At 68.8% G+C, this 11,647-nt stretch carries 13 protein-coding genes; 6 read left to right on the top strand and 7 right to left on the bottom strand.

What is annotated here, in order from left to right:
- Window positions 1-10: 10 nt before the first annotated feature.
- The 3 genes from NL112_RS02325 to NL112_RS02315 all read left to right on the top strand — a co-directional run bounded on the left by NL112_RS02325 (window position 11) and on the right by NL112_RS02315 (window position 2,699).
- On the top strand, window positions 11-649 hold the full coding sequence (locus NL112_RS02325) for a DUF7504 family protein (protein ID WP_255151019.1): 639 nt from the start codon (window positions 11-13) through the stop codon (window positions 647-649).
- A gap of 27 nt (window positions 650-676) precedes the next feature.
- Window positions 677-1,369 (top strand): V-type ATP synthase subunit D, encoded by a 693-nt coding sequence (locus tag NL112_RS02320; protein WP_255151018.1) that lies wholly within the window; start codon window positions 677-679, stop codon window positions 1,367-1,369.
- Between the two features lie 79 nt (window positions 1,370-1,448).
- Window positions 1,449-2,699: a hemolysin family protein gene (locus tag NL112_RS02315; RefSeq protein WP_255151017.1), complete on the top strand. Its 1,251-nt coding sequence runs from the start codon at window positions 1,449-1,451 to the stop codon at window positions 2,697-2,699.
- Window positions 2,700-2,708: 9 nt separating this feature from the next.
- Here the strand turns inward: NL112_RS02315 and NL112_RS02310 are convergent, their stop codons facing one another.
- From NL112_RS02310 to eif1A, 6 genes are all read right to left on the bottom strand, one after another.
- Window positions 2,709-3,302: a cupin domain-containing protein gene (locus NL112_RS02310; protein WP_255151016.1), complete on the bottom strand. Its 594-nt coding sequence runs from the start codon at window positions 3,300-3,302 to the stop codon at window positions 2,709-2,711.
- A gap of 164 nt (window positions 3,303-3,466) precedes the next feature.
- The gene (gene thsA / locus NL112_RS02305; RefSeq protein WP_255152629.1) at window positions 3,467-5,140 is read right to left on the bottom strand and encodes a thermosome subunit alpha; all 1,674 of its coding nucleotides are present in this window, start codon (window positions 5,138-5,140) and stop codon (window positions 3,467-3,469) included.
- Between the two features lie 134 nt (window positions 5,141-5,274).
- On the bottom strand, window positions 5,275-5,889 hold the full coding sequence (locus NL112_RS02300; RefSeq protein WP_255151015.1) for a KH domain-containing protein: 615 nt from the start codon (window positions 5,887-5,889) through the stop codon (window positions 5,275-5,277).
- 103 nt (window positions 5,890-5,992) lie between these two features.
- Window positions 5,993-6,481, bottom strand: coding sequence for a GNAT family N-acetyltransferase (locus NL112_RS02295; RefSeq protein WP_255151014.1), 489 nt, complete (start codon window positions 6,479-6,481; stop codon window positions 5,993-5,995).
- Between the two features lie 48 nt (window positions 6,482-6,529).
- Window positions 6,530-7,384: a serine/threonine-protein kinase Rio1 gene (gene rio1, locus NL112_RS02290; RefSeq protein WP_255151013.1), complete on the bottom strand. Its 855-nt coding sequence runs from the start codon at window positions 7,382-7,384 to the stop codon at window positions 6,530-6,532.
- A 22-nt stretch (window positions 7,385-7,406) separates the two neighbouring features.
- Window positions 7,407-7,703, bottom strand: a complete 297-nt coding sequence (eif1A, locus tag NL112_RS02285) for a translation initiation factor eIF-1A (protein WP_255151012.1) — start codon at window positions 7,701-7,703, stop codon at window positions 7,407-7,409.
- Between the two features lie 136 nt (window positions 7,704-7,839).
- On the opposite strand from eif1A, the gene NL112_RS02280 reads away from it, so the two are divergent.
- The 3 genes from NL112_RS02280 to NL112_RS02270 all read left to right on the top strand — a co-directional run bounded on the left by NL112_RS02280 (window position 7,840) and on the right by NL112_RS02270 (window position 9,600).
- The gene (locus NL112_RS02280) at window positions 7,840-8,907 is read left to right on the top strand and encodes a zinc-dependent alcohol dehydrogenase family protein (protein WP_255151011.1); all 1,068 of its coding nucleotides are present in this window, start codon (window positions 7,840-7,842) and stop codon (window positions 8,905-8,907) included.
- 246 nt (window positions 8,908-9,153) lie between these two features.
- Window positions 9,154-9,342 (top strand): DUF7470 family protein, encoded by a 189-nt coding sequence (locus NL112_RS02275; RefSeq protein WP_255151010.1) that lies wholly within the window; start codon window positions 9,154-9,156, stop codon window positions 9,340-9,342.
- Window positions 9,343-9,393: 51 nt separating this feature from the next.
- Window positions 9,394-9,600 (top strand): DUF7470 family protein, encoded by a 207-nt coding sequence (locus tag NL112_RS02270; protein ID WP_255151009.1) that lies wholly within the window; start codon window positions 9,394-9,396, stop codon window positions 9,598-9,600.
- Here the strand turns inward: NL112_RS02270 and NL112_RS02265 are convergent.
- Window positions 9,597-11,573, bottom strand: a complete 1,977-nt coding sequence (locus NL112_RS02265) for a DUF460 domain-containing protein (RefSeq protein WP_255151008.1) — start codon at window positions 11,571-11,573, stop codon at window positions 9,597-9,599. The two genes, NL112_RS02270 and NL112_RS02265, sit on opposite strands and share 4 nt — an antisense overlap.
- Between the last annotated feature and the right edge of the window lie 74 nt (window positions 11,574-11,647).

Genomic DNA, 11,647 nt, shown 5'->3' with positions numbered 1-11,647 from the left:
TTCTCCGCGTATGAGCCAGGAGGCACGGCTCCGGGGTGAACTGGGGAACGCTCGGAGCGTACTGGTGCTCGCGCCGGGGCTCTCGGAGGCGCGGGACGCCGTCTGCGAGTCGCTGCTGGCGCGCGCGCCGGCCGACGACCTCCATCTCGTCGGGGTGACGTACAACCGTGGAGTCGACGAGTGGCGCGACCACGCCGAGGCCGCCGCCGGGGGACCGCCGGCCACCGCACGCCTCGTCGACACCGGCGGCGGCGACGGGAGCCTGCCGGGCGTCGTCGAGCAGGGACCCGAGGACCTGACCGGCATCGAGATCGCCGCCACCGACACCCTGCCGTACGACGACGGGGAGACGGCGTTCTGTTTCGACTCGCTGACCGCACTCCTGCAGTACGTCGACCCCGACCGCGCGTACCGGTTCGTCCACGCGCTCGTCGAGCGACTGTGGGCCGCCGAGGCGTACGCACATTTCCATATGGACCCCGGCGCCCACGACGCCGAGACGGTGGTGACGCTCGCGGCGCTGTTCGACGCCGTCGTCACCGTCGACCCCGAGGACGCCCCGGTCGGCGTGGACGCCACCGTCCCCGTCGGCGAGGAGTCGGTGGGCGTGGCGCGCCGCCCGGCGGTCGAACCGGAAGGAAACGCCTAACACCCTGCGAACGGAAGGCTTCGGCAAATGGCCAAGGACGTCAAGCCCACCCGAAAGAACTTGATGGCGATAGAGGATCGCATCGAGCTCTCCGAGCGGGGCCACGACACGCTCGAGAAGAAGCGGGACGGCCTCATCATGGAGTTCATGGACATCCTCGACCAGGCGCAGGACGTCCGGGAGAACATGGACGACCGCTACGAGCGGGCCCAGCGGGCCATCAACATGGCTCGCGCGATGGAGGGTGACGTCGCCGTCCGGGGCGCGGCCTCGGCGCTGAAGGAGCACCCCGAGATAACGACGGAGTCGAAGAACATCATGGGCGTCGTCGTCCCGCAGATCGAGTCCTCGAAGGTGAAGAAGAGCCTCGACGAGCGCGGCTACGGCGTGATGGGCACCTCCGCACGCATCGACGAGGCCGCCGACGCCTACGAGGAACTACTCGAGACCATCATCCTCGCCGCGGAGGTCGAGACGGCGATGAAGAAGATGCTCGAGGAGATAGAGACGACGAAGCGCCGCGTCAACGCTCTGGAGTTCAAACTCCTGCCGGACCTGTACGACGCCCAGGAGTACATCGAGCAGAAACTCGAGGAGCAGGAGCGCGAGGAGATCTTCCGCCTCAAGAAGATCAAGGCCAAGAAGGAAGAGGAGGAGGAAGACGAGGAGGTCCAGCGGCAGGGCGAACCCGCAGAGGAGCCGCTGACCGCCGACGACTGATTCGACGCAGTTCCCGCTTTTCCCGTTCTCGGTCGTCGCCGCGCGTCAGCCTCTTGGCCCCCTCACGAGAGGAGAGCGTATGGTCGCGCTCACCTCGTCGTTCGTCCTCGGTATCGTCGGCATCGTGGTCATGTTGTTGGTCTCCGCGTTCTTCTCGGGCAGCGAGATAGCGCTGTTCTCGCTGGACCCAGTCCGCGCGGACGCGATGGCGACGGACGACCCCTCGGGGGCGGCGCTCGCCCGCCTCCGGGCGGACCCCCACCGCCTGCTCGTCACCATCCTCGTCGGCAACAACTTCGTCAACATCGCCATCGCCAGCGTCGGCACGGTGCTGCTCGTCCGTGAACTCCCGGCGGGCATCGCGGTCACGGTGTCGACGCTCGTCGTCAGCACGCTCGTCCTGCTGTTCGGCGAGATCGTGCCGAAGTCCTACGGGGTGGCGAACCCCGAGCGGGTCGCCCGCCGGGTGGCCCGCCCGCTCGCCGTCGTCCAGCGGCTCCTCTACCCGCTGGTGGTCGTGTTCGACGGGCTCAACGAGGGCATCCGGCGGCTCATCGGCGGGGCCCGCGACATCGAGAAGCCGTACGTGACCCGTGAGGAACTGGCGGCCATCCTCGAGACCGCGGAGGAGACCGGGGCCATCGACCCGGCCGAGGGGACGCTCATCGAGCGCGTCCTGCGGTTCAGCGACGTGCCCGTGCGGCAGGCGATGGTGCCCCGGGCCGACATCGTGGCCGTCGACGCCGGCGCGACGGTCGGCGAGGCGGTCGACGCCTGCGCCGACGAGCGGGTGAACCGCCTCCCCGTCTACCGCGAGGGCGAGGACGTTGTCGGCTACGTCGACCTCAGGGACCTCGTCGACGCGGACCGGGACGCGCCGGTCGAGGAGTTCCTCCTCCCGGTCGTCCACGTGTTCGAGAGCCGCGAGGTGGACGAGGTGCTCGCGGACCTCCAGCGCGAGCGGCTCGAGGTCGCCATCGTGTTCGACCAGTTCGGCGCCGTCGAGGGGCTCGTCACCGCCGAGGACATCGTCGAGGAACTCGTCGGCGAGGTGTTCGACGTGGGCGAGCGCCGCGACGTCGTCGCCGTCGACCCGGGGCGGGTGAGCAGTCGCGGGCGGGTGTCGGTGACGCGCATCAACGACGAACTGGGCACCCAGTTGCCGGCCGTCGAGAGCGGGACGCTCGCCGCGTTGCTCGCCGACGAGTTCGGTCGCGTACCCGAGGTGGGCGAGTCGGTGACCGTCGGGGGCGCTCGACTCACCGTCCGGGCCGTCAGCCGGAACCGCGTCCTGCAGGTGCTCGTGGAGCGGGTCGACGACGCCGCGTAGCGTCTCCAGTCAGGTGCGGTCGGTCACGTCCTCGTGTGCGTGGGTCGCCTCGTAGCCCGCAAGCCGGCCGACGGCCGCGAGCGCGCCGAACATCGCTTTCTGGACGACGACGGGGGGAGTCGGCCGGTAGGTGTGGCCGGGGTACTCGTCGACCAGCACCGCGGTCCGAAGCAGTCCCGGCATCCCCTTCTCGTCGGTTTCGCCCGCCTGCGCGAGCGCGTAGAACGACTCGAATATCTCCGCCGACTCTCGGGGTGGCCGGTGTTCGTGGACGACGCGTATCGGCTCGGCCGTCGGGTTGAACTGCCGGTGTGGCGTGCCCGCCGGGACGGTGAGTTCGTCGCCCGGCGTCAGCCGGTGTTCGGTGCCGTCGCGCTCGATGCCGTACTCGCCGGCCACCACCTCGAACCGCTCCTCCTGCTTCGGGTGGACGTGCGGGTCGGAGTTGTCGAACAGGTGTCGTTCGTGGGCGAGTCCCCCGTCGCCCGCGCCCGGCCGCGGGTGAACCGTCACCTCGAAGCGGACGAACTCCTCGCCCGCCTCGTCGGTTCCCCCCGTGACGACCAGCGGGTCGGCGTCGACGCCCCCCGTCTGCTCGCTCATGGCTGGAGGGTTGCACGCTCCGAGCACTTAGTAGTACGTTACCGACTCGCACAACTCGTCCCGGCGACGCGCGCGGCTGTCGGGTCAGCACGCGAAAGAAAGCGGAATCGGTCGAACGGCGATACGGCGTCAGACGGTGGGGGTGGTGTGGCCTGTAGGGGCGCTCACATCGCGCCGCCCATGCCGCCCATGCCGCCCATGCCGCCCATGCCGCCGCCCATGCCGCCGCCGGGGCCGCCGGGCATCTCCTCGTCGTCGTCGTCGTCGGTGCCGCCGCCCTTCAGGTCGCCGGCGGCGATGACGTCGTCGATGCGGAGGATCATGACCGCGGCCTCCGTGGCGGACTCGACGGCCTGGGTCTTGACGCGGAGGGGCTCGACGACCTCCTCGTCCATGTCGACCACGTCGCCGGTGTAGGCGTCGAGGCCGGCGGTGGTGTTGCCGTCGTCGTGCTCCTTGCGGAGGTCGACCAGCGAGTCGATGGGGTCGTGGCCCGCGTTCTCAGCGAGCGTGCGCGGGATGACGTCGATGGCGTCGGCGAACGCCTCGACGGCGAGCTGTTCGCGCCCGTCGACGGAGTCGGCGTACTCGCGCAGACCCATCGACAGCGCGACCTCGGGGGCGCCGCCGCCCGGCAGAACCTGGCCCTCCTCGAGGGTCGTGCGGACGACGCCGAGGCTGTCCTCGATGGCGCGCTCGACCTCGTCGACGACGTGCTCGGTGCCGCCGCGAAGCACCAGTGAGACGCTCTTGGCCTCGTCGACGTCCTCGACGAACACCTTCGTGTCGCCGCCGATCTCCTTCTCGCCGACGTGGCCGGCGAAGCCGAGGTCGTCCTCGGTGATGTCGTCGATGTTGGAGACGATGCGCGCGCCCGTCGAGCGGGCCAGCGCCTTGATGTCGGACTTCTTCGCGCGGCGGACGGCGAGGATACCCTCCTGCGCGAGGTAGTGCTGGGCCATGTCGTCGATGCCCTTCTGGCAGAAGACGACGTCGGCGCCGACCGCCTTCAGCTGGTCGACCATCTCGCGGAGCTGCTGTTCCTCCTGCTCGAGGAACTGCTCCAGCTGGCTCGGGTCGGTGACGTTGACCTCGGCGTCGATCTCCGTCTCCTTGACCTCGATGGGCGTGTCCAGCAGGGCGATGTTGGCGTCCTCCTTGAAGTACGGCATGTTCTCGTGGACGCGCTCCTTGCCCACGATGACGCCCTCGACCAGTTCGGAGTCGGCGACGCTCCCGCCGACGACCGTCTGGACGTTGATGTTGTCCGTGTCGATACCGTCGTCGTCGGCGACGGCCTGCACCGCGCGGACGACGAGTTCGGCGAGGGTGTCCTTGGCGTTCTCGGCGCCCTTGCCGGTCATCGCGGTGCCGGCGATGCGCTCGAGCGTCTCGGTGTCGTCGGCGTCGACCTCGATGGCCATCTCGTCGAGGATCTCCTTGGCCTTCGCGGCGGCCTGTCGGTACCCCTGCGCGAGGATGGTCGCGTGGATGTCCTGCTCGAGGAGGTCCTCGGCTTTGGCGAGGAGTTCACCGGCGATGACGACGCTCGTGGTGGTGCCGTCCCCGACTTCCTCCTCCTGTGTCTCCGCGACCTCGACGATCATGTTGGCCGCGGGGTGCTCGATGTCCATCTCCTTGAGGATGGTGACGCCGTCGTTCGTGACGACGACGTTGCCCGTCGAGTCGACGAGCATCTTGTCCATCCCTTTCGGGCCGAGGGTGGTGCGGACGGATTCGGCGACCGCTTTCCCGGCCGAGATGTTCATCGACTGGGCGTCCTTGCCGGACGTACGCTGACTCTCCTCCGAGAGTACGATGAGGGGCTGGTTACCCATCTGCTGAGCCATAGTCGAGCGAAAGTTTGTCCACGATTCTATATAAAGGCTTCGAACCGGGTTCGGTAACCGCGGGACTGCAGGCTATCGGTTGGCGTGCGAAGGGGTGGCAAACGCGCTATTTAAGAGGGTCGTTACGGCTCCTCGAACTCCGTCCGGATTTCGAAGTCGGCCTCCTCGGCGTCGGGCGTCTCGCCTTCGCCCCCCGGGAACTGGTGGTAGCCCATCTCCTTGGCCTGCATCTCGTTGTGCTTGCGCTCGAGGAACGAGTAGACCGCGCCGTGGGGCGCGCCGTCGAGTATCATCTCGATGGCCGACCGGACGGCGTCGACCTCCTCGGGGCCGCCGATGATGCCGGCGGTCTTCCCGTAGATGACGACCGACGCGCCCGACAGCTCCTCCATCAGTTCGCGGGTGCGGCCGTCCTCGCCGATGAGCCGGCCCTTCTGTCGCTGGAGGTCCTTGCTGTTGCGCGTCGCCGCGTCGAGGTCGACGATGTCGAGCATCCGCATGTCGTCCTCGAGTAGCGAGAGCGCGTCCTCGGGGTGGAAGCCACGGCCGATGGCCTTCACGATGTCCGGTCCCTTCAGCCCCGTGATGGGGTCGCCGACCGACTCTATCTCGACGGCTCCGGTCTCGGAGTCGATGTTGAGCCGCACCTCGGCCCGCTCCTCGATCTCCCGCATCGTGTCGCCCCCCTCCCCGATGAGAGCGCCGATGCGGTCCTGCGGAATCGTCACGTGTTGCATGAGTGGCGGTACTTGCCGTAGAAATTTAAGGGTTGGTTTGCTCGGCCGTCTGGACCCGACCAGACCGGCCGCACGCGCCGTGAGCGGACGGTCCACGGCCCCATCACAGCGGCTTCTCGAACACGTCCTCCGGAACCTCCCGCTCCCCGAACGCCGCCGTCCGGGTCTCCACGCGCTCGAACCCCCGGGTCTCGACGAACGCGCGACCGACGCTGTTGCCCGAGAGGACGCCAACCCGGAGGCGGTCGGCCCCCGCCTCCGCGGCTGACGCCGCGACGCTCTCCAGCAGTGCGGTGCCGATGCCCGCCTCCCACCGGGACGGTTCGACGTACAGCGTGTGTATCTCCACCTCGTCGGCCCACGTCTGCTGGGCGGTGGCGAACCCGATTACGCCGTCGTCCTCGGCGACGAGATACAGCAGGTCGTCGCGCTCGCGCATCGCCTCGCGGACGAACTCCTCGTCGTACACCTCCTCCAGGGTCGCCTCGATGACGTCGGTGTCGAGGATTCCCGGATACGTCTCCCACCACGCGGCACGGGCGACGGCGGCGATGCCGGTGGCGTCCTCGGGGTCGGCAGGACGGACGTTCATGGACGGGGTTCGGCCCGCCGACTAATCAGCGTTGGCGACCGTGGCCGGTCACACGTCCTCGGGGTCGGCGTCGGTGACGAACGCGAGCAGGTCGTCGGCGTCCACCTCGTACCCCTGCCGACCGAAGAAGGCGGCGACGTTCCGGCAGTCGCGTTCGAGAAACTCGCGGCTGTTCGGGTGATGGACCGTCACGGCCTGCCCCAAATCGAGCACCACCAGTTCGCTGTCGTGGACGACGAGGTTGTACTCCGAGAGGTCGCCGTGGACCAGTCCCGCCGCGTAGAGCCGTCGCATGTACTCGCGGACCACCTCGTAGGTCGTCTCGGGGTTCTCGACGGTCACCTCGCTGAGCCGCTTCCCACGGGTGCCGTCGCTCCCGACGAACTCCATCACCAGAGCGTTTCGCTGGACGGCGATGGGGTCGGGCACGCGGACGCCCGCGTCGCGGGCGCGCCGGAGGTTGGCGAACTCCTTTTTCGTCCACGCGACGACCACCTTCTTCTTGTCGGAGCCGATGCCCTCGAACCGCGGGTCGCCGTCGAGGTAGTCGCGCATCGCCCGGAAGTCGGAGGCGTTGATGCGGTATATCTTCACCGCCACCTCGCCGTCGGGGCCGTCCGCGAGGTAGACGTTCGCTTCCTTGCCGGTCGAGAGCGGGCCACCGAAGGCGGTGATGTGGCCGTCCTGGACGAGTTTGTAGACGGCCGCGAGCGTGGCGTCGTCGAACACCGACGCCTCCACCTTGAACTGGTCGGCGTCCTTGATGCGTTTGCGGAACTCCAGGAACTCGCGGTCCCGCTTGCGGGCGATGCGGTCGGCCTCGTCGTCCGAGACGTCGAGTTCCTCCCACTCGTCGCCAGGGGTGTCGACGGCGTCGGCGTCGACCAGGTCGAACTCGCTCATGCGGCCGTCTGGACGGGCATCGTCAGGCAGTCTCCTGGATGTGCCCCTCCTCGCGCAACTGGTCGGCGTCCTGCTTCTCGTAGCGCCAGGTGATGTCGGCTTTCTCGTCCTGCCAGTCCCACGGTTCGACGAGCACGACGTCGTCCTCCCGGATCCACACCCGCTTCTGCATCCGGCCGGGGATGCGTGCGGTCCGCTCCGTGCCGTCCATACAGCGTACCTTCACGCGGTTCGCCCCGAGCATGTTCGTGACGACCGCGAAGACCTCGTCGTCGTCGGGCATACGGAGGTCCTTCCGGCCGCCGCCGTCGTCGCTCATACGAGGTCGTTGTGCATCGGGGCGTATAACTTCTTGTAACCTCCAGAGCCCGTCGCCCGCCCCGCAACGGGGTATGTAAACGCTCCGCCGATGGCCCACACATCACTTAAGACGGCCCACTCGCTTGGTAGGGTACATGCGAGCCGTTGTCTTTCAAGGGGCCAACGAGCCGATGGAGATAGAGGAGGTCGACCGCCCCGACTGCCCGGACGATGGGGTCGTCGTCGAGACCGAGGCCTGTGGCGTCTGCCGGTCGGACTGGCACGCCTGGCAGGGCGACTGGTCGTGGATCGGCGTCATGTCGACGCCCGGCCTGATATTCGGCCACGAGCCGGTCGGCACCGTCGTCGAGGTCGGCGATGAGGTCGAGGAGTACCGCGAGGGCGACCGCGTCACCAACCCGTTCAACCTCGCGGACGGCTCCTGTCCCCACTGCCGGGAGGGCCGACAGAACATCTGTGAACGCTCCATCCCGATGGGGTTCGTCCCGTTCTCGACGGGCGCGTTCGCCGAGGAGTACCCGGTCCGCGCGGCGGACACCAACCTCGTGCCCGTCTCCGACGACGTCGACGCCGTCGACATCGCGGGGCTGGGCTGTCGGTTCGCCACCGCGTTCCACGGCGTCGCCCACCGGGTCGACGTCGACCCCGGCGACTGGGTCGCCGTCCACGGCTGTGGCGGCGTCGGCCTCTCGGCGATTCACACCGCCGACGCGCTCGGCGCGAACGTCATCGCCGTCGACCTGAAACAGGAGGCGCTCGACAAGGCGCTCGACCTCGGTGCGACCCACACCGTGAAGGTGGACGAAGTGCAGGACGTCCCGCAGGCCGTCAAGAAACACACCCCCGGCTCGCAGGGCGCGGAGGTGTCCGTCGACGCGCTCGGCATCGCGCAGACCTGTCGTAACTCCGTCAACAGCCTCAACAAGGGGGGCCAGCACCTCCAGATAGGCCTCACCACCAGCGAGGAGGAGGGCGAGGTGTCCATCCCCGTGGACCAGATAGTGTTCGACGAACGCGAGTTCATCGGCTCGTACGGCATGCCCGCCCACGAGTACGACGAGATTTTCCGCATGATGGAGACGGGGAAGATCGACCCCGGCCGCATCGTCTCGGAGACCATCTCGCTCGAGGAAGTGCCCGACACGGTGGCGTCGATGGGCGACTACGACACGGTCGGGATTCCGGTCTGCAACGAGTTCTAGCCCACTTTTTGCTCGGGGGTCTCGCTCCGCTCGACCTCCGGCAAAAACTGGTGGAACATATGCGTGGCCTCCGCCAGCCGCGGCGCTCCCTGCGGTCGCGCCGCGTTAGTCGTCGGCCGCTACCGCGCCCCGCTCGCGCCTCGCGGTGCAGTATCGGCGTGTCGGTCGGCTGTCCGGGGTCGTGCGGTCGCTTCCGTTCCGCTCGCCATCGCACCTTTTAACACACGAACGGCGGAGACGCCGAGTATGCGTGACCGTCTCGGACTCACCGGCATCGCAGGCGTCGTGTTGCTCGTGGTCGGCCTCGCCGTCGTGGCCTACAAGTCGCCGCTCGTCGCGGGTGGCCTCGGCCTGACCATCCTCGGACTGCTGGCGCTGTTGAAGGGCGTCATCGACTCCGCGATGGCCGCCATGGGCATGGGCGGGATGTTCTGAGAAGCCTGCGGCGACCACCGCGCTTATCGGGGGCCGCTCGCAGATACGGACATGGCAGACGTCGAAGAAGCGCGCGAACGGCTCGGGTCGACCGGCGAGAAGGGCGTCCTCGTCCTGCTCGTCGGCCTGCTGATTCTCGCCACGCACGACAAGAAAGCCGCCGCCGGCACCGCCGTCGTCGTCGCGGGCCTCGGTCTGGTCGCCGGTGGTCTCGTCGACACCGCCCTCGAGGAGATGGGGATGAAGGGCGCGCTCTAACCTTCGTTGCGCCGCTCCGCGCGGTGCTCGCTGATGAGTTCGTCGACCATCGACTCGGTCTCCTCCTTCCGGCGGTCGGCGGCGCGGTCGCGCCAGTCGTCGACCACCGCCTCCACGTCGGGTTCGCTGGCGATGGCCAGTTCGTCGACCTCCTGTATCGACACGTCTTCGGCCGGACCGTAGGGTATCTCGTGGTCGTGTAGCACGCTCCGGGCCTGCTCCGGGAGCGTCCCGTCCTTCAGGACGACCCGGGGTTCGACTGCGGCCAGTCGCTCGGCCGAGGAGGTACCGGCCCCCGACGCGTCGCGCAGGAGCACCACGTCGCCCGCCGCCAGCCCGAAGTCCTCGTCTGCGGCCTCGATGGCCGCGGTCGTGAACTGCTCGACCGGCTTGACGGGGACGAGGTCCGCGCCGCCGGCCACGTCCGCGAAGTTCGAGTGGTCGAGCTTCCAGAGCCGCTTCAGCCGCTCCAGTTTCGCCTCCAGCGTCTCGTTCTGCTCGCGTGCGTCCGAGAGTTCGCCCTCCAGCCGGTCGATTTCGCGTTCGAGCCGCGTCACCTCCCGGCGCTCGCGGGCCTCGCGGCGCTCCTCGCGGCGCGCCTCCGAGAGCTTCTCCTCGTACTCGTCGATGCGCTCGTCCTTCTTTTCGACCGTGTCCTTCAGGTCGGTGACGTGGCCCTCCAGCCGCTCGACCCGCTCGCGGAGCCGCTTTATCTCCCGCTCCTCCTCGGTGAGTTCCCGGGGTTCGTGCTCGGCGCTCTCCTCGTCGGCGCCGTCCTCGTCGCCCTGCAGGTCCGCGACGACGCTCTCGACGGTGCCCTCCTCGCGCAGGACGCGGGCGGTCACCTCCCCGCGGTCGACCCGCGGAGGGACCTTCCGGGCGATGCGCTCGAACTGGTCGGCGTGGTCGTCGTACGCGAAAAGCGCCGCCGCGAGCGCGTCCCGCTCGTGGTCGTTGTCGTAGCCGACGTCCCGCGCCCGGTGTTTCTTCCCGTCGACGGGCAGGTCCCGCTCGGGTACCCAGGCGGTGGCGTCGAACGACCGCCGGAACTTCTCGACGGTCTCGGGCATCGGCGTCACGTCGGCGGCGACCAGAAGCGGCCGCCCGCGCTCGATTATCCACTCGGTCACCGCGGCGGTGTCGGCCGTCCGCGTCGAGTGGACGTCGAGCACCTCGCCGTCGAGGTCCAGAAGCGCCACCGCCGTCGTCGTCCCGGGGTCGATGCCGACGACGACGTGGTCGCGCCGCTTGGCGAGCGGCCGGAACTCGATGCCGTCGCGCTGTTCGCGCTCTACCTCGACGCGCACGTCGCCCGAGCGGCGCGGCGAGACGGGGATGTCGGCGGGCGTTCCCTCGACTTCGAAGACGGCCTGCGAGAAGCCGCCGTACTTCTCGGTCACGTCCCGCTCGTACTCGAGGTTCGCCCCCTCCAGGTCCGACTCCACCTCGCGGGTCGCGCGCTTGACGCTCCCGTGGATGCGACGGGTGTAGCGGTCCTCGCTCCATCCGCCCTTGCCCGTGGAGCGCCCCCGCGACACCTTCACCCGGGTCGTGTTCGTGAACGCAGACACCTCCTGGCCGACGTTCGCGGCCGCGAGGCGGGCCGCGGCCTCCGCTTCTTCCATCGGCTCTTTCCCGTAGGGGACGCCGTGGCGCTTGGCGACCCGCGAGAGGGGTTCCGGCCGCTCGGCGCCCGTCACCTGCACCAGTTTCGTCCCCGTCGGTAGCTCCCGCAGGAAGTGGACCAGCGCGTCCTTGTCGGGCGCGAGTTCGTACATGTTGTCCGTGGCGACCACTTCCGGTTCCTCGCGGTCGACCAGTCGCCGGAGTTTGCGGAGCGAGACCACGTCCCGGTCGACGTGCTCGCCGTCGAACGCAACCAGCGCGTAGGAGGGGGAGTCCCCACGGACGTCGCCGCTCTGGACGTCGACGCCGAACACCACGGCGTCGAGGGCACTCGTGCGGGTGCTCACGGCGTCGAGTAGGCGGCAGACGCGGATAAGTCTCCTGCCGGCGGTCGATAGAGCTAAGTGGATGTAAAGGAGAC

Source organism: Halorarius halobius (assembly GCF_024298865.1).
GTDB lineage: Archaea > Halobacteriota > Halobacteria > Halobacteriales > Haloarculaceae > Halorarius > Halorarius halobius.
Note: the sequence above shows the minus strand (reverse complement) of the source record. Positions and strands in the feature narration are given on the sequence as shown.